Origin of the sequence: Paenibacillus sp. FSL R10-2748 (assembly GCF_038005565.1) — a bacterium.
Taxonomy (GTDB): domain Bacteria; phylum Bacillota; class Bacilli; order Paenibacillales; family Paenibacillaceae; genus Paenibacillus; species Paenibacillus polymyxa_B.
This window is the reverse complement of the sequence record NZ_JBBOTK010000001.1, coordinates 180,459-199,024: the sequence shown is the minus strand read 5'-3', so window position 1 is coordinate 199,024 and position 18,566 is coordinate 180,459. Positions and strand designations below refer to the sequence as shown.

At 45.7% G+C, this 18,566-nt stretch carries 13 protein-coding genes, 1 pseudogene and 3 CRISPR repeat arrays; of the genes and pseudogenes, 11 read left to right on the top strand and 3 right to left on the bottom strand.

The features are described 5' to 3' along the window. The first annotated feature begins 7 nt into the window (after positions 1 to 7). The 4 genes from cas2 (at position 8) to NSS66_RS00875 (ending at position 5,461) form a co-directional block, all read left to right on the top strand. Positions 8 to 298, top strand: a complete 291-nt coding sequence (cas2, locus tag NSS66_RS00890) for a CRISPR-associated endonuclease Cas2 (RefSeq protein WP_023988276.1) — start codon at positions 8 to 10, stop codon at positions 296 to 298. A 180-nt stretch (positions 299 to 478) separates the two neighbouring features. After that, a CRISPR array of direct repeats spans positions 479 to 1,046; the repeat unit is 32 nt; unit sequence GTCGCACTCTATATGAGTGCGTGGATTGAAAT. 706 nt (positions 1,047 to 1,752) lie between these two features. Further along, positions 1,753 to 3,237, top strand: coding sequence for an aminotransferase-like domain-containing protein (locus NSS66_RS00885; RefSeq protein ID WP_340958260.1), 1,485 nt, complete (start codon positions 1,753 to 1,755; stop codon positions 3,235 to 3,237). Between the two features lie 108 nt (positions 3,238 to 3,345). Then, positions 3,346 to 4,275: a D-alanine--D-alanine ligase gene (locus NSS66_RS00880; protein ID WP_340958589.1), complete on the top strand. Its 930-nt coding sequence runs from the start codon at positions 3,346 to 3,348 to the stop codon at positions 4,273 to 4,275. A gap of 1 nt (position 4,276) precedes the next feature. Then, on the top strand, positions 4,277 to 5,461 hold the full coding sequence (locus NSS66_RS00875; RefSeq protein ID WP_068940708.1) for an aminotransferase class I/II-fold pyridoxal phosphate-dependent enzyme: 1,185 nt from the start codon (positions 4,277 to 4,279) through the stop codon (positions 5,459 to 5,461). A 483-nt stretch (positions 5,462 to 5,944) separates the two neighbouring features. Next, positions 5,945 to 6,712: a CRISPR direct-repeat array (repeat unit 32 nt; unit sequence GTCGCACTCTATATGAGTGCGTGGATTGAAAT). Between the two features lie 400 nt (positions 6,713 to 7,112). Here NSS66_RS00875 and NSS66_RS00870 read toward each other — a convergent pair. After that, entirely contained in the window at positions 7,113 to 7,949 is an 837-nt protein-coding gene (locus tag NSS66_RS00870; RefSeq protein WP_279830781.1) for a copper amine oxidase N-terminal domain-containing protein, read from the bottom strand. A gap of 47 nt (positions 7,950 to 7,996) precedes the next feature. Further along, entirely contained in the window at positions 7,997 to 9,100 is a 1,104-nt protein-coding gene (locus NSS66_RS00865; protein WP_068940711.1) for a YrpD family protein, read from the bottom strand. 425 nt (positions 9,101 to 9,525) lie between these two features. On the opposite strand from NSS66_RS00865, the pseudogene cas1 reads away from it, so the two are divergent. From cas1 to NSS66_RS00840, 5 genes and pseudogenes are all read left to right on the top strand, one after another. After that, positions 9,526 to 9,968, top strand: a pseudogene (gene cas1, locus NSS66_RS26780) (CRISPR-associated endonuclease Cas1); the annotation flags it as partial. Between the two features lie 341 nt (positions 9,969 to 10,309). Next, a CRISPR array of direct repeats spans positions 10,310 to 10,614; the repeat unit is 34 nt; unit sequence GTCGCACTCTGTATGGAGTGCGTGGATTGAAATA. Between the two features lie 489 nt (positions 10,615 to 11,103). Further along, positions 11,104 to 12,501 (top strand): helix-turn-helix domain-containing protein, encoded by a 1,398-nt coding sequence (locus NSS66_RS00855; RefSeq protein ID WP_075154088.1) that lies wholly within the window; start codon positions 11,104 to 11,106, stop codon positions 12,499 to 12,501. A gap of 366 nt (positions 12,502 to 12,867) precedes the next feature. Then, positions 12,868 to 13,035, top strand: a complete 168-nt coding sequence (locus tag NSS66_RS00850) for an aspartyl-phosphate phosphatase Spo0E family protein (protein ID WP_071558834.1) — start codon at positions 12,868 to 12,870, stop codon at positions 13,033 to 13,035. A gap of 109 nt (positions 13,036 to 13,144) precedes the next feature. Continuing rightward, entirely contained in the window at positions 13,145 to 13,339 is a 195-nt protein-coding gene (locus NSS66_RS00845; protein WP_075155049.1) for a Rha family transcriptional regulator, read from the top strand. 114 nt (positions 13,340 to 13,453) lie between these two features. Beyond that, positions 13,454 to 13,828 (top strand): DnaJ family domain-containing protein, encoded by a 375-nt coding sequence (locus tag NSS66_RS00840; RefSeq protein WP_075154089.1) that lies wholly within the window; start codon positions 13,454 to 13,456, stop codon positions 13,826 to 13,828. Positions 13,829 to 13,892: 64 nt separating this feature from the next. On the opposite strand, the gene gluQRS is transcribed toward NSS66_RS00840, so the two are convergent. Beyond that, complete coding sequence (gene gluQRS, locus NSS66_RS00835) at positions 13,893 to 14,888, bottom strand: tRNA glutamyl-Q(34) synthetase GluQRS (RefSeq protein WP_075154090.1); 996 nt, start codon at positions 14,886 to 14,888, stop codon at positions 13,893 to 13,895. 323 nt (positions 14,889 to 15,211) lie between these two features. Here gluQRS and hrpB point away from each other — a divergent pair, with 323 nt between their 5' ends. After that, positions 15,212 to 17,740, top strand: coding sequence for an ATP-dependent helicase HrpB (gene hrpB / locus NSS66_RS00830; RefSeq protein ID WP_340958255.1), 2,529 nt, complete (start codon positions 15,212 to 15,214; stop codon positions 17,738 to 17,740). A gap of 118 nt (positions 17,741 to 17,858) precedes the next feature. Further along, positions 17,859 to 18,443 (top strand): general stress protein, encoded by a 585-nt coding sequence (locus NSS66_RS00825; RefSeq protein WP_028542417.1) that lies wholly within the window; start codon positions 17,859 to 17,861, stop codon positions 18,441 to 18,443. Positions 18,444 to 18,566 lie beyond the last annotated feature (123 nt).

Genomic DNA, 18,566 nt, shown 5'->3' with positions numbered 1-18,566 from the left:
TGAACACTTGCTCATTTTGATCACGTATGATGTAAGTACAGTAGACAGAGAAGGTAGAAAAAGACTGGCAAAGGTTGCGAAAAAGTGCGTAGATCACGGACAAAGGGTGCAAAATTCTGTGTTTGAATGTATTTTGGACTCGACCCAGTTCCGCAGCTTAAAGTATGAACTCGAAGAATTAATAGACCCAAAAGAAGACAGCTTGCGCTTCTACAACTTAGGAGATAACTACAAGAAGAAAGTAGAGCATATAGGGGCAAAGGAAGCTTACGATATGGAAAGCCCACTAATTTTATAAGGTGCGAATGTGAAGCTCACATAAAAACCCCGGGTCCTTCGCACCTCGAAATTTGTCGAAAAGCATTAGAATGCTGTCTATGAGAAAAAGTCAATAGTTGATACAAGCCTTTTTGACATCAGTTTTTGCGATAATGTGTGGAATTGATATCATTAGGGTATGAATTACTGCATTTTCGCTGTCGCACTCTATATGAGTGCGTGGATTGAAATATTTGTCTCCTTAATCAAAATACGTTGGATTACGTCGCACTCTATATGAGTGCGTGGATTGAAATATCCACTTTCATGCACAGATTCATATCCTCTTGCGTCGCACTCTATATGAGTGCGTGGATTGAAATTGCTTGAAGCCGGAATTATTAGCAATATTGGATTGAGGTCGCACTCTATATGAGTGCGTGGATTGAAATAATTTACTTGTATTTACGACATTAAAAGCATTGTAGTCGCACTCTATATGAGTGCGTGGATTGAAATCCTGGTTACAAAAATCCAGCCGAATTTGTTTTAACGGTCGCACTCTATATGAGTGCGTGGATTGAAATATTGTCCGGCTGGACTGGCGGGCGTAGGCGATATGTTGTCGCACTCTATATGAGTGCGTGGATTGAAATCGCAGATAAAACAGCATATGAGTTAAATACTTAGCGTCGCACTCTATATGAGTGCGTGGATTGAAATGGTTGCCTATGGTATTAAGCGCTTGGTGATTGAGTCGCACTCTATATGAGTGCGTGGATTGAAATTAAGTATGGATGGCGAAATCTAAACGGGACGAGTAGGGGTCGCACTCTGTATGGAGTGCGTGGATTGAAATGACACAAGAATTCGACAGACAGGAAGGAATTTCCGTCGCACTCTGTGTGGAGTGCGTGGATTGAAATGTCCAAAACCCACGTAGAATCAATAGGCAAATGGGTCGCACTCTGTATGGAGTGCGTGGATTGAAATCAGGCGTTAAGCAAAGTGTTCAGGCCGGTTATTATAGTCGCACTCTATATGAGTGCGTGGATTGAAATTCGAACATGAACACGCGTGGTATCTCCCCGTCGACGTCGCACTCTGTATAGAGTGAGTGGATTGAAATATGATGAATGGAGGACGTCCTCAAGAAAGAAATAGGCGCACTCCATGTGACAATTGACGATGCGGCAGGATTCACGGTCAGTCGTTACGGCATATGGTTTTGTTTGACTGGTATGCTTTGCATAGTTCTCAGGGCTTCAGCCGCAGAAGGAAGAAAATAAAATCGAAGTGAAACGATCTTTGTGATATGTACAATGCTCGCAATGGGCGCGATGAGAGGCAATGATGCGGGGGAATGAGGCAAGAATATGAGGGCGTACAGGGGATAAAATGCGGAAGAACCACCGAAGGATGAAAAATCCAGTGCGGTGGTTCTTTTTTTTTACTCGTCTTGTATGCCATCATTATAGGGGGAGGGGATGAAGGATGTTCCAGGATTTCAAGCTCGTAAGTGACCGGCCGGTCTCGATACAAGTAAAAGAATACGTCAATCGTTTAATTATAAAAGGGGCGCTTCAGGCGGATCAGAAGCTACCTTCCACACGAGAAATGAGCGTTCTGCTTAAGGTGAGCCGCAATACAGTCATTGCAGCCTATGAAGGCTTGGAGGATGACGGGTTTACGTATGCGATTCCCGGAAAGGGTAGTTATGTGGCCGCCATGGTGGGCCAGTCGGCCGTAGATAACGGAGGATCTGACGGTTCTGCCACCTGGGAGATCGATTGGAAGGCAAGAATGAACGAGTATGCTGTATCGGCTGTTGATCTGGATATGATGAAGCAGGGCATTCGTGCCCAAAAGGGAACTATCTCGTTCACAAGCATCGCTCCGGATGAGCAGCTGTTTGATCTGGGGGATGTAAGGCGAGCTTTTATGGATCGGATGGCAATCGAAGGGCAGGTGCTGCTCAACTACGGCTATGCCAAGGGCTACAAGCCGCTGATTGATTATCTGATGCATTATATGGAGAACAAAGGCGTTGATTTAATTGGCAAGGATATGCTGATTACAGGCGGGTTTACAGAAGGCTTTGACATTGTGCTGTCGGCTTTACGCCCTTCTGCACGCCGTGGAGCGGCAATTTGTGAAAATCCGACCCATCACACAGCGATCAAAAATTTGAAGTTGCAAGGATTTGAGATTACTGGCATTCCGATGGAGTGTGACGGTATTGATGTAGAGCGGCTAGAGGAGGTACTGCAGAACAATAGCTTCGATTTGGCCTATTTGACTCCTTCCTATCATAATCCGACAGGCATCGTCATGTCGCCGGCAAAGCGCAGCGCTGTTATGAAATTAATGGCGCGCCATCAGATTCCGGTGATCGAGGATGGATTCAATGAGGAGCTGCGTTACTCGGGAGCGCACATTGCGCCCTTAATAGCGACAGCAGGGCAAGGGAACGGAGTAATCTATATTGGCAGCTTCTCCAAGGTGCTGTTCCCTGGCTTGCGAGTAGGCTGGGTGCTTGGAGACCGAGCACTGATTGACACTCTGGAAAGCATTAAGCGTGCGCGCACCATTCATACCTCAACAATCGATCAATCGATTTTATACCAATATATGCTTAACGGAAATTTCGATAAACATGTAAAAAAAGCACGTACAGAGTATAAGCGCAAATATGAGCTGACAAAGGCATGCTGTGAAGCACATCTTCCTGAGGCGCAGGTGTCTGGTGACGGGGGCTTGCATTTGTTCCTTACCTTCCCGACAGGCGTAAATACACGCCAGCTGCTAGAAGCTTGCACAGAACAGGGCGTCATTTTCACACCGGGAGACAAGTTTTTTATTCAAGAAGGTGAAGGGACGAATACATTGCGGCTTGGGTTTTCACGAGTAACAGATGAAAATATCGAACGGGGTATTCAAATAATCGGTAAACAGACGCGTAACTTTCTTAAGGCATAAGGATTAAGAAAAGAGCTATAGAGACGGAATATTGTTCTGAAGAAGCACTAGCGATCGGATGAACATCCGTAGCCACATAAAGATTTTGAAAAAAAATGAGGTGTCATGATGAAAATTGGCGTTATTATGGGCGGTATTTCCTCTGAGCGTGAGATTTCACTGCAGACAGGTCAAGAGATGATCAATCATTTGGATCGCAGCCGTTATGAAGTGGTTCCAATGGTGATCGAGCGGCGAGCGGATTTAATCGCGCAGGTCCAGCAGGCAGGAATTGATATCGCGCTGTTGGCACTGCATGGTCAGTATGGCGAGGACGGCACGGTGCAGGGAGCACTGGAGACGCTGGGCATTCCCTACACAGGCAGCGGTGTCCTGGCAAGCAGCTTATGCATGAATAAGCAATTGTCCAAGATGCTGTTGAAGGCAGCGGGTGTGCATACGCCTTCAGGCCTTTACTGGCAGGGGATGGACGATTATGATCCGCAGGTGGTGGAGCGTTTGGGCTACCCGGTTATTGTGAAGCCGAATACAGGGGGATCCAGCATTGGCATCCAGCTTGTACAAAATGAGAAGGAGCTGCTACCAGCTGTTCAGGAGGCTTGCAGCTTGGATCAAGCGATCTTGATTGAGCCCTATCATAAAGGGAAGGAGATTACCTGCTCCATCGTAGATGGCGAGGTATTACCGATTATTAGCATTAGCTCCGCTCGTTCGAAGTGGTTCGACTACAAAGCAAAATACGAGGTCGGCGGTGCTGAGGAGAAGGTGATCGAGCTTCCCACCGTTATTGAACAGCGTGTGCGCGAGGCGGCACTGGCCAGCTACCGGCTGCTGCAATGCAAGGTCTATGCAAGGGTCGATATGATTTTGTGTCAGGATAGACCTTACGTGCTGGAAGTGAACACATTACCGGGAATGACCGCCAACAGCCTGCTTCCGAAGAGTGCGGCAGCTGCGGGTATAACCTTTACACAGCTACTGGACCATATTATTGCCAGCTCGCTCCATGAGCGGAAACAGGAATGGGGGATGGCGTAATATGTTTAGTGAAAAGGGGACAGGGCGGTTTGTATCCTCGCGTGTACGGGATATTCGGCCATCGGGAATTCGCGCTTTTTTTGATCTGAATGCAGCAGGCGGAGGTACAATCGCCCTTGGGGTCGGAGAGCCTGATTTCGTTACACCGGAAAAGGTACGTGAAGCTTGCATTCAGGCATTGCGTGAAGGACAGACGAAATATACTTCGAATGCCGGCTTGATGGAGCTGCGGGAGGAGATCTCGGCTTATTTTTCCAGCAGCTTCGCGCTTTCCTATGACCCTGAGCAGGAAATGATTGTGACGGTGGGGAGCAGTGAAGCCGTCGACCTGGCGCTGCGAGCAGTGATCGATCCGGGTGACGAGGTGCTGATTCCAGCACCAAGCTATATTGCCTATGAACCCATTACCCATCTGCATGGCGGTAAAATTGTAGAGGTGGCGGCTACGGCAGAGGAGCAATTCAAGCTGACCCCGCAAGCGCTGCAAGCGGCAATTACACCTCATTCAAAGGTTTTAATGATCAATTATCCCTGTAATCCGACTGGAACAGTTATGACGGAGCAGGATTGGCTGCCGATGACAGAGCTCATTATCAAACATAATCTGGTCGTCATTTCGGATGAAGTGTATGCCGAACTGACTTACGGGAGAAAGCATGTCAGTATCGCCTCTTTGCCGGGCATGAAGGAGCGTACGATTGTCATCAGTGGTTTTTCCAAAGCATTTGCGATGACAGGCTGGCGGGTAGGCTATGCGTGCGGTCCGCATGAGCTGATTGCCGGCATGCTGAAAATCCACCAGTACACAGCCATGTGTGCGCCCACCATTGCACAGATTGCCGCGCTGGAATCATTGCGCCATGGCTTGGCTGCCAAGGATGAGATGATGGCGAGCTACAATGAACGTCGCAAGCTATTTGTGGCCGGCTTGAATGCAATCGGGCTTGCTTGTCATGAGCCTGAGGGGGCTTTCTATGCCTTCCCTTCAATTACTTCTACTGGCATGTCATCTGAGCAGTTTGCACTTCGTATGCTGAAGGAAGCAAAGGTGGCGGTCGTACCAGGACATGTATTCGGATCAGGCGGAGAGGGCTTTATTCGCTGCTCATATGCAGCCTCGCTCGTCGATTTGGAGAAGGCGCTGGAACGGATGGGAAGGTTTATGCAGGTAATGCAGCCGGTATGATGAACAGGATTAATAACTCAACTTTTGCCGAACGTTTTCATAAAATATTTTACAAATACCTTTATGATTTTCGAAAATATAAAGGTATTTTTCTGACCAATGTAGTGGATATTTCCGGATGTATTTACCCAAAGCCAGAACGTTCAGCTTTGGTGTTAACTGGTGGAACCCTGCTTTTAAATGCGCTATCGATGAATTAAATATATTCGAATGTGCGCTTCCTCCTTCACAGTGGCAGAACTGGCAGAGGTGAAATAAGTCCAGACAGGTATTTGTTGCTAAGCCAAAAAGCGAGTCTGTCCAGGTGCGAATGTGAAGCTCACATGAATTCTCCGAGAGATTCGCACCTCAGATTTTGTCGAATTATATCGAATGTGAACAAGTTTTAAACGATCGCAAGAGGATGAGGTAATATTAGATGCGTTTTTGCCAAAATAACGCTAGAATGTTACTTAAATAGGGGGCATTTGACCCATTTTCGCTGTCGCACTCTATATGAGTGCGTGGATTGAAATAGCGGCAGAACAGATCATCAAGAATGGGCTTTCGCTGTCGCACTCTATATGAGTGCGTGGATTGAAATTGGCCAAGTTGATTTGGTATGAATTTTGGTTTGAAGTCGCACTCTATATGAGTGCGTGGATTGAAATCTTAACGCTATCCTGCTGCGTTTGCTGGAGCCAGCGTCGCACTCTATATGAGTGCGTGGATTGAAATAACCCTGACCAGCTCAAGGCTCTGGAGAATGGCAGTCGCACTCTATATGAGTGCGTGGATTGAAATTTCATAACCATTTTCAATGAGCTTTTTTTTGGAAAGTCGCACTCTATATGAGTGCGTGGATTGAAATAATTTCTTGTGAACAACTGGGATCTGGTGAAAAGTCGCACTCTATATGAGTGCGTGGATTGAAATACTATCGCAGTCGCAGGCAATGAACATAATGTCGCGTCGCACTCTATATGAGTGCGTGGATTGAAATCACCTCCTTATGTTGATTAAAAACAGGCATTGTGCGTCGCACTCTATATGAGTGCGTGGATTGAAATTCGTATACGTCCCGTTCGGTGATATCCATAGCCATCGTCGCACTCTATATGAGTGCGTGGATTGAAATATTGATATTGGTGTTCCTGAGGTAATACATGAAATGTCGCACTCTATATGAGTGCGTGGATTGAAATTATGAATGGTTGAAAGAGGATGATGGAAAGCAGCCGTCGCACTCTACATGAGTGCGTGGATTGCGAATTTGTTGGCTGCTAAAAGGTTTGGTTTAGAACAAGTCGTGGTTCAGTACAGTCAGCATTTTCATTTTACAAACGAAGATTTGCACGAGGAGGATTATATGAATAAAAATGATGATCGTCATGATAACACCCCAGAATAAAGAAGGCAGTCGAAAATATAGACGTACTCTTGATAAACTTTCTAATACATAAATAATCAGTCAAATAAAACGCCGTTTGGAACGGAGAAAGCAATCACTATTTATCAAGTTTGTCCCTAATTGACAATGAAGTAGGTTGGGTTATTTTTATGAACGTAAGGAATTTGAAATTCACAAATCTAATATTTAACAGTAAAGCTGATCCTAGAAAGGATCAGCTTTACTGTTTACCCATTCCACTATACAAGTAAAAGTACTTTTTTACTTGTGAGTCTTTAGCGTTCTGCCCTTAAAGAGAATATACGACAGTTCATGTTTGATAATTTTTTTATTCTCTATTGTTTTCACATAATCTATGTCATATTTGCGAGTTACAATTTCATCCTTATCTATACTGGGTCTTTTGCGATTTCTATTTTCCCCGGCCGTGCTATCGTCAGAAAAAATAAAAGTGGTATTTAAATCTTCAATGCCCTCACTAATCTTTTTCCCTGTCATATTCTTAGCTGTAATGGCCAGATGAATTTTTTCTCCCATGGCCAATTTGTACGATAATAACTGAAATGCATTTTCATTATCAACATGTTCTCTAAAATGATCCAAATCTTCTACATTCTCCATCATAGGTGTCTTCATTAATTCTTTCCCTGATAGGGAATACAGTTTATTTTGCTGATCCCATTCCTGGTGTATGTCTAAGTGCTTAGTAAGTACCCCTAAAGGGACAAACATCGCATTTTTATAAAGCACAGGGACGGTATCCATCACGGACGTGCTCGAGTCGGTAACAATCTCAGTGGAGTTCATTTTAAACTCAACCTTGTGTGTTCCAAACTTAATTGTGGCCGTATTAGAAGTTGGGTTAAACGTAGTCTGTCCCCCCAACAAATCATTAATGGATCTCAAAGGCACCATATAGCGATTATTCTGATCAATATAAGGTGCTTTAGGAGCTGTGAACAAGACATAGTAATTGTTAATCTTCAAAAATGGAGAGCTTGGAGCTATACTCTGAGCTGACATTTTTCCTGTATAGGGTAGAGAAAAACAAAGAAACAATGCACCTATAAGCATAATTCTGAACAACATCTTTCCCATAAAAATATCCTCCTTAAAAGAGAGGGGCTAGCAGCCCCTCACGGAATTCAATCTAAAAATATATTATCTGTTTCTTCTCCTCCATGTACGTAATCCACTACAACTTTACTCCGTGGCATAGAACAATAATCATAGGTTTGACTGTTTCGCCAAGGGATATTATCTTCTGAATTTGTACCAATATAGGATGTAGCCCAACGAACTTTCCGGATATAAGAGCCATCGTTATAGTCTTGTTGGCCTTGTATCTGCCCGATACTTGTCGTTCTTTTAATAAGGTTACCATTACCAGTAGCCGTCCAACCTGGGGCCGGCTCAACATAGGTTCTACTTATCTTTTCACCGTCTGCGTAGCCTGATACAGTCAAGGCAATGTTACCGTCAGAAGGAACATAAAATTTCATTTGCACTTCCTGATCAGGCTCAAAGCGTGGCTTAAAACTATAAGGCTCTTTTACACCTTCAATGAGCATGAAAGGAGCCCAGTCATTATATTTTGTACTATGTTGCAAACCAACATCAACCGCCATATTGGTGTTACTCCAACCACCCATATAGATAAATCCTGTGCTTCCATTATAACCACTATTATTATCACGTATCTCTCTAGCACTTGGTAAATGAACTCGTGTACTAGCCCATGCAAACCCTATATGTGACCATACCGAACGATACGGCCCGTTTCTCAGGTCTCGACATTCAGGGAAGCTCGCGGAGTTAGTGCTAAAATCCATTGGTGTTAATGAATGATTTCCCATACACGCTGGTTTAGGCTGTAACACGGGTAAAGTATATAGCTGCCCCGTCGAATCTTTATACCTATTATTTTTATACGTAGTATCAGTTACGGATGTGAGGGATGAATTCGAATTCTTATACGTAACCTGACTCACTGGTTCCAGGGGGATAACTTCCTGCCTTAAACTTTCCTTGTTTACCAGCACTTTGCCCGTTTCATCTATGTATGTAACGTTTTCTCTGTCTTCGGGGTCCAACGAGTTGATGATATCGCTCAAAAAAGCATTGTCTGATTTGGTCATCGATGGATTGATTAACTGTTCATTTTGGAGTGATTCTGCACCCACTGAACAAGTTAGCGATAACGAAAGCATGCCTACAACCACACACGTACACAAACTCTTAACCTTCAAAATCCATTCATCTCCCTCAAATTTTTGTTGTTACAATTACATAAAAAATCACTATCCTCCTTTTTTTGGTATTTTCAGCACGAATCTATTATGTACAAAACGATACATTAAATCAAGATCATATAATTTACCATATTTCCAATAAACATGGTTAAATATTTAAAATGGAAACCAATCAAAAGCAAGCATGAGGTAGATTCTGACCGTTGCTGACTTATAACTCTCAAAACTCTATTTCTTAACTTCAACCTCTAATTAAGTAGAAGTAATGGACCTAGACGCGGACGTATGATGTACATTCAATCTCGTATGATGATGATATAAACAGGGAGTATTGAGGTATTTATATGAAAACTGGATTATATTATCATCCAGGCAGAATTAAATCTGACCAATGTCCTGTCATCATGAACGCATCGCATCACAGAGAAGTGGAGGAGCTGGAGATTTTACGCTGTTTGGAGGGGAGGGAGGCCGTTCAGTACAATTCCGTTTGGGATGAACTGATTTTGCAGCAAAAAAATGATTTTTACTTCCATGGACGCCATAAGCGCCCGCCGTTAGATCATGTGAATGCTTTGTTATTTTTTGCCAATACACTGCTGCCCAACGATATGAAATCAGCACTGGAAAGCCGTCGGCTTGGATGCTAATGTAGGTTTTCTGCATAGAGACCATCCGGGATGAGCCTCCTTGTCACTGAATATGATGAAAGAGTTTCGAGGCGTATGCCGACTGTTTTGTCCTGTTTTTGATTAACAAGAAAATGGGCTGTCATGATGAAACGATGATACAAGGAAAATCGTAATGAAGGCATGGTACAATGAAACAGGATAGAATTATGTATCCCTATTTGAAAGTATTTTGGATTTGACCCAATTTCGACGTTTAAAGTATGAACTAGAAGAATTAATAGATAAAAGATAAGATAGCCTACATTTCTATAATTTGGGTGATAGCTATAAAAAGAAGAAGAGCATATAGGGGCTAAAGAAGCTTCCGATATGGAAAGCTCACTGATTTTATAAGGTGCGAATGTGAAGCTCACATGAAAACCCCGGGTCTTTCGCACCTCGAAATTTGTCGAAAAGCATTAAGGATGCTATCTATGAGAAAAAGTCAATAGTCGATACAAGCCTTTTTGGCATCATTTTTTGCGACAATGTGTGGAATTGATATCATTAGGGTATGAATTACTACATTTTCGCTGTCGCACTCTGTATGGAGTGCGTGGATTGAAATAGCTTAAAATAGCCTGTGCCCTCAAATTTAATCCGTCGCACTCTGTATGGAGTGCGTGGATTGAAATACCAAATAATATGTTTTGTACATATGCCAGCCAAGTCGCACTCTGTATGGAGTGCGCGGATTGAAATTGCTGCGCCTTTTTAAGAGCACTTGTAGCAATCGTAGTCGCACTCTGTATAGAGTGCGTGGATTGAAATAGAAATCATCGAATCTAACCCAGTTCCACCTTTTGGTCGCACTCTGTATGGAGTGTGTGGATTGAAATTAAAACGCTATGCAGCGATTTTGTTGAGCTACGCAATAGGTATAGGGTTATTTTACGCTTTGGGATATCAGATGAGCGCTATGGGAATCTATGCAATTTTGACAGGAATTGTGATTGGAGAAATAATCAACTTCGCATTATCAAAGCGAGAGAAATGATCTATGTATCCCTTGATTGCATCAACATCAGGGGATTTTTCATGTAATTAAAAGGTCCAACAGAGTTTTTGCATGGGACCTCTATATCATTTACTGGTGAGAATGCACATGGGGAAATGAATCCGTCATGTCAACATTGTGAAACCTTTTACTTGGGACCATTCAATGATTTCAGGATGTCGCTTGTCCAATATGTCTCAATATGTGTGAGTTATGCTGAATTTTCGTTATAAACATTAGTTGCATAATATATTGACAGATGGTTAATTATGGAGAAGAATAGAGGGTGATTTTTAAAATAATGGAATTTTTATGTGAAGGGTGGTTATGACTTGAAGCATACACCTACGATTTCAGCGGAGTTTGAGGATTATCTAAAACAAAATGATATGACGTTGAGTCAATTTGCCGAATATTCAGGGGTTCATCAAAGAACGCTTAGTAATTGGATTACTCAGCATCGTCCTGTTTCCGTACAGCAGCTAGACCGAATCACTGTGGCTATGGATTTGCCAGAAGGCTATTTTTACGATCTATACATAGAAAATTACATCATTGACCTTTCCCCGAATTTTAGGCGAATCGAGCCATTATTGTATCGTTGTGCGGAGCTGGACAAGCTGGATGCAATCCGTCGAATGGTTGGACATATCATGGATAATCCGCTGTATGCGACTAGGCTATTTGATGTTGCAGAAGCATTATTTGAACAGGGACGACATGCTGCTGCGCTGCCTCTCTATGAGAATGTCGCAGAAGTGGAGAAATATCAGTATTCTGAACGCTTGGCCACCTGCCAATATCGTATATTCTCGATTCAAGTTGGAGACGACCAAAGCCGTAATCTCAAGGCAGCAACGCTATTTGAATCCTTCGTGGAACGTCTAGATGAAATAGACCAACTTGATGCGCTAAAAGATTTGGCGAATGTGTTTCGTTCTTTGCGCTTATGGGACAGGCTTGATGTGACCGCTCGAAAAATGAGAGTTAGAGCGGAAATTCAATATACATTAGAGCATCAGCAGAAAAAACGAAAGCCTGCGGAACTTGAAAAGAGGCTGAGCCGTCCATTGTTTGTGTACATCACCTATTCTGATTTACTGTGTGCCAGTGTATATGAGGCCAAAGGCGATTATGAGCAGGCATTACAATATACATACGCCTACACTAATTTAGATTGGGTCAAAGAGACTGACGAGGATACTCTGCATTGGATTAAACAGTTTCAAGATTGGGCAGAAGGTAATATCTACACCTATAAGCTATTATCTGGAGATATAAGTGTACTAAACAATTATGTTGAATATATTGCTGCTTCGCCAGATGCTTCTGAAAAAGAAATGGTTACAAAGCTGTTGAATATTATGATGGCGGCTAACCGATTTCAAGTTGATGTGGATGAAATACTTAAGCAGTTCGAAACGGAGATAGATTCGATCACCCAACAGCAACCATCTGCTGATATGTACACTCATCAAGTGGTTCCAGAACAATCAATCCGTTTTAAATATGAACTGGCTAAATACTACTTAAATAAAGGTAATTACTCATATGGATTTAAATACTTACTAGACGTTTTATCTAAATCATTAGTCATTAACAAAGAAGCCTTCTTCATTAGCTGTATAAGATTATTTGAGCAGTTCAAACAATTTGCAGACTTTAGGATGTGTACGAAGTATGAAAGTTTAGTTAGAGAAGGGCGAAAAGAAAGATTATTTTATTATTAATAGTTATTAATCATTTCTCAGTGTTGATTCCAAGTTGAATAAAATAAAATATATATGGAAAACGAAGAAGGTAGAATGTTGCTGTGCAAGTAAAGCGGTCGCTTTTGCCACGAATTTTAACCCTCCTCTGACTTTTTTAAGGAAATACGGGGGCGGTGACGATGGGAAGCAACATCCGACTGCGTAGTGAAACAATAGTTGAATTTTAAGTTCAGCTTGTAGGAGTCTGTTGCATTTTTTTAAATAAACATAAAACTCCAAAAAGTGCCTCTGGAATGCTGCAGAAGCACTTTTTTTGTCGAGCAAATTTTCAAAAAATCCAAAAGTTTACGTTTTGTATTAGGATACGACACAGAAGGGGGAATCATGCTGATGAATCCAGGTGTGACTTTACTTCGTGTCGAACGGGCCAGAAAAAGACTGTACCAAGTCCAGAAGAAATACGGATTTTTAACGCATCCCAAAGTGATTGAACAATCCATGAAACTGGATGAACTATTGAATCAATACCAAATATACAAAATGAAATCTTAACAAATGAGTTCATGACATGTTGCTAAAGGAAGAGCGTGAAATCCAATCTCCAAACCCCAATCATAATCCTAAATCCTAAATCCCATACTATGAAGAGGTGGTAACGTTGTTGAAAAAACGCAATGCAGTAACCCCTTTTGGCTGGAAAATCAAAGAAAAGCTAGTCGAGAGGCAAATGGATCAGAGAACATTTTGTGATACCTATCATATTCCTGCTAGCCGCTTGTCTAATCTCATTCATGGAACACGTAAGGCCAAAAAATATAGAGTACAAGTATGTCAACTGCTTGGGATCGAAGAATAACCCCCTCTCTCCTTTATGGAAACAGGGCATCCTAATGATATGTAAGCTACAGTGGCAAAGGACTCCAGGTTTCTTTAATATAGATTGTACATAGGAAGCTTAAAACAAGGAGTGATGGGGATGTTCTCCAGAATGGCAGAGCAGAAGATTGCTGAGGCGATGGCCAAAGGTGAGTTTGATCATTTACCGGGAGAGGGCAAGCCACTGGTGATCGAGGATTTGTCACATGTTCCAGAGGAGCTGCGGATGTCGTACAAGCTGTTGAAGAATGCAGGCATTTTACCGGAAGAGCTTCAGTTACAAAAGGAATGTGTCCAGCTACGTGATTTGCTTCACGCTTGTCATGAGGCAGGAGAGCAACAACGGATCAGTCGCAGGCTGACTGAAAAATCACTACGTCTCCGTATGCTGCTGGAGGAAAGAGGGCTAAATACGTCGTCTGTATTTTATGAATATGAGTCCGCTATGCGTAAGCGACTGAAGGAATAGAAGCGAGCGGAGCAAAGGGCGGAATGCCCTTGCCCGTACACTTTGATTTCCGCGCTTTACCTCATTACCGTTGCAGTGCAGATAATCTCATGAGGCATTGTTTCGTCAGGATGACGGGTTCTTTGGGCAGTTTGTCCAAATGAAAGTCATCGATTAAATCCATAGCCTTCACAGGCTCAGGTGAATCCAGCAGCCCGGAAAAATAGGCGAGCCAGCCAATGACTGCTTCCGGTGTGATACCTTGTCGGCGCATAGCTCGGAGTGCTACGCCACCATGTCGTTTGGCCAGCCTTCGCCCATCAGGGCCCAGGACAAGGGGAACGTGTGCGAAACGTGGCGACTGCAACCCCAAAGCTTGGTACAGCAATAGCTGACGGGGAGTCGAATCGAGAAGATCATACCCACGTAGTACGTCGGTCATATACATATCTGCATCATCGACAACGACAGCCAGCTGATAGGAAAACATGCCGTCCGCCCGTTTGACGATAAAATCGCCGCCCTCTGCCGCACCGAAGGTCACATGGCCTGCTACCTGATCATGAAACGAAATAACGGCATCTGGATTTTGCGGTACTTTAAAGCGAAGTGAAGGGAGTTTATGTTGTGCTTTGGCTACGACATCTTGAGAGCTAAGGTTACGACATGCACCTGAATATGCGGGTCCTTCACCAGACAGTCCATGTGGAGCATGGGCGGCAGCCACAATGTCGGCCCGACTACAAAAACAAGGATACAGCAAATCTTGCTCCTGTAGTATCTCCAATGCAGATTGGAAGCGTTCCAGCCGCTGGCTTTGAGTGTAGGGACCGTAGGGACCGCCTACGTCGGGTCCTTCGTCCCATTCCAGCCCGATCCAGCGCAAATCTTCCATAATCCCTTGCGCCAACTGGCTGCGAGCTCGCGTCATATCGATATCTTCCATGCGCAAAATATAGGTTCCACCCAGGGAACGAACGTGCAGCCAGGATAATAAGGCGGTACGAGCGTTTCCTAAGTGTATCCATCCCGATGGTGTTGGGGCAAATCGCCCTCTGATGGGTTGGGCCTGTAATTCCATACGAAAGTGACCTCGATTCTATATTCCGTCCTTCAGCAATCCATATCAACCATATTATAAAACGAACTTGCCGCGAGTGCATCTCGACAGGGTATAGGAGCTAACACAGAAAACTTACATAGCTGCGATGGCCAGACGGGAAATTTAAATATCTGTATAATAGATTTAGAAGAATTATGCACGACAGATCAAAGAGAAGTCCCAGAGTGCAGCTTAACATTTTTTATTCAATATTCAATAATTACAGGTAATGAAAAATTCACAATAATAAAGGAATTAAAACTTAGATTCTACGCATCAAGCGTATCATTGGAGAGATTTCATTGACAGATAAACAACTGCCTATTATGCAAGTGATCCCCGAGCTTAAACATACACTGCAATCCCATTCGGCGGCGGTACTGATTGCACAGCCGGGAGCGGGGAAAACGACGGTAACACCGCTGGAGCTGCTGCATGAGCCGTGGCTGGCAGGGCAAAAGATGATTATGCTGGAGCCGAGGCGTTTGGCAGCACGTGCAGCAGCAGCGCAAATGGCGAAAGCGCTGGGAGAGCCCACCGGGAAGACCGTGGGTTATCGAGTTCGTATGGATACAAAAGTAGGACCAAACACGCGGATTGAAGTGGTTACGGAGGGCGTACTGACCCGGATGCTGCAACATGATCAGGCATTGGAGGGAGTCGGGCTGATTATGTTTGATGAGTTTCATGAACGCAGCCTGCATGCAGACTTGGGATTGGCACTTGCCCTGCAAAGCCAGGCGCTGTTGCGACCGGATTTGAAGATATTGATCATGTCTGCCACCCTGGAGGCAGAGCCTGTATGCAGACTATTAGGGGATGCGCCATTGCTGGAATGTCCAGGCACCGTATTTCCAGTAGAAACCTTTCATATGTCCAAACCTTCATCAATCTCATTAGAGTCTTTTACGGCTGAGACGGTAGATAAGGCGCTTGATGTTCATGAAGGCGATCTGTTGGTGTTTTTACCAGGGGCTAGAGAAATTCATAGAACGGAACGAGAATTGGCTTCAAAGCATTTACCAGCACACGTCAAGGTAATTCCGCTGTACGGCAGCATGAAGCTGGAGCAGCAGGATGAGGCAATACGTTCATCGGCTTTGGGCAGTCGAAAAGTGGTATTGGCCACATCGATTGCCGAGTCCAGTTTGACCATCGCCGGGATTACGGTGGTGATCGATAGCGGACTGTCGCGGGAATCGGTGTTTTCCGCGCGAACCGGTATGAGCCGTTTGACCACCGTCAAGGTGTCCAAGGCCTCCGCCGACCAGCGGCGCGGACGGGCGGGCCGTCTCCAGCCGGGCGTATGCTACCGGCTGTGGAGCGCACAGGAGCATGCCGCGCTCCCCGATGCCAGTCGCCCGGAAATCGCCGCGGCGGATCTGGCCCCGCTCGCGCTGGAGCTGGCGGCCTGGGGCGTGCGCGAGCCCGCCGAGCTGGCCTGGCTGGATGCCCCGCCTGAGGCCGCGTACCGCCAGGCCACAGGTCTGCTGCACCAGCTCGGCTGCCTGGATGAAGCAGCCGACGGCACTACAGGCGGCATCACCGCGCATGGGCGCGAGGTGTCCGCCCAAGGCACGCACCCGCGCCTTGGGCACATGCTGTTGCGCGCAGCCGCCCTTGGCCTGGCCCCGACTGCCAGCCGTCTGGCTGCGCTGCTGCAAGAGCGGGACCCGTTCCGCGCACATGGCGGAACGGATTTGCGCCCGCGGCTGGATGCCCTGCGCGAGGCGGCCCATGCCCGCAGTACGCACAGCCTGCTGCGGGCAGCAGACGATACGGTGATTCGCCGTATCGTGCAGGAGAGCCGGCAGCTGCTAGCCACGCTGCCGACAGCAGCCGCAGCGCAGGACGAGCCTGATGGCTCCGCGGCTTGCGGGCTGCTGTTGGCCTTTGCGTATCCGGATCGGATCGCGCAGGGCCGGGGGGATGGCCGCTTTTTGCTTAGCGGCGGTCGGGGGGCGCGACTCCGACAAGTGGAGTGGATGTCGCGTTCGTCCTATCTCGTCGCCGCCGAAGTGGACGACGAGGGAGCAGATGGCGCCATTCAGTTGGCGGCACCGGTTGAACTGCAAGAGCTGATTCAGCATTGCAGCGAATTGCTGCTAGAACAAGCCAACGTATACTGGGATAGCTCCGCCTCAGCAGCGAGAGCCCGCAAGGTACTGCGGCTGGGCTCACTCGTCTTAAAGGAAACGTCCTATGAGCGACCTCCGGCAGAGGAAGTAGCTGCCGCCTTGATGCAGGCTGTCCGTGAACGAGGTCTGAAGCTACTGTCATGGAATCGGCAAACCCTCCAGTTGCAGGCTCGTTTGATTTTTATGCACTTCTCGGCGCCTGAGGACTGGCCGGACTGCACGGAATCGGCATTGCTGGATTCATTGGAATCGTGGCTGTTGCCTTTTGCTCTAGGAGCCAAAAATGTATCCGATTTGCAACGGCTGGACAGTGCTGCATTGCTGCTTGGCAGGCTGGATTGGGAACAGCGGCAGCAGCTTGATCAGGAAGCGCCGACGCATATCCGCGTACCCAGCGGTTCCCGCATTCCTGTCGATTATTCGAATCCTGAGGCACCAGCGCTGGCCGTACGACTACAAGAGTTGTTCGGTATGAGGGATACGCCTCTTATTGGACGCGGACGCGTACCCATTGTATTGCATTTACTGTCACCTGCCCAGCGACCTGTCCAAGTGACTTCCGACTTGTCCAGCTTCTGGAGCGAGGCTTACTTTGAAGTCAAAAAGGACCTGAAGGGCAGATATCCCAAGCATTATTGGCCGGATGATCCACTGGAAGCTGTGGCGACCAACAGAGCAAAGCCAAAGCGTTAAATAGAAGCTGTTTTATGCTAATCGACTTTTTGAATTTTCGTAAAATCGTTTAAACGTCATAATGGCGGGGTAATGAAAGACGAACCACTCAACACCAAAATATTGGGAGGTAACTATTATGGCTAATAACTTAAACGATTATAATGAAAAGAAAATTGTTGGTGTTTTTGATACAGAGCAGGAAGCATCTCGTGCGATAGGACAATTGCAGAGCAAAGGAATCCCAAGCAGTGAAATTTCTGTGATCACCCGTGACCGTGACGAGCTAAGGACGATTAGTGAAGAGACAGGCACCAAAGCACCGGAGGGTGTAGCGACAGGGGCGGCTACCGGCGGTATTGTAGGCGGCGTTGCTGGCTTGCTGGCAGGCATCGGGGCCTTGGCTATTCCGGGTATCGGACCGATCCTTGCTGCTGGACCTATCGCGGCTACTCTTACCGGAGCAGCTGTCGGAGCGGGAGCAGGTGGCTTGGTCGGTGGACTGGTCGGGCTAGGCATTCCAGAAGATGATGCACGTCAATACGAGACATACGTCGATCAGGGCAAGATTTTAGTGCTGGTGGATTCTGCTGACCATCACAGGGATGTTTATGATATTTTCCGCACCAACCGTTCGCTGAATGCGGATCGTTACAGAACGTATGATGATACGGTGGCGGATACGCGGACAGATGCGTACACAGATACTAGAAGGAACCTGTAAACAACTAACGGCTAGTTGAGAACGTGATTTAACAGGCTTTCCTATCTCCTTTGTATATAGGTTGTTTCTACAGCAGCAGTCTCCCCGAGAGGGAAGACTGCTGCTTTTACATGTTAGTGAAAC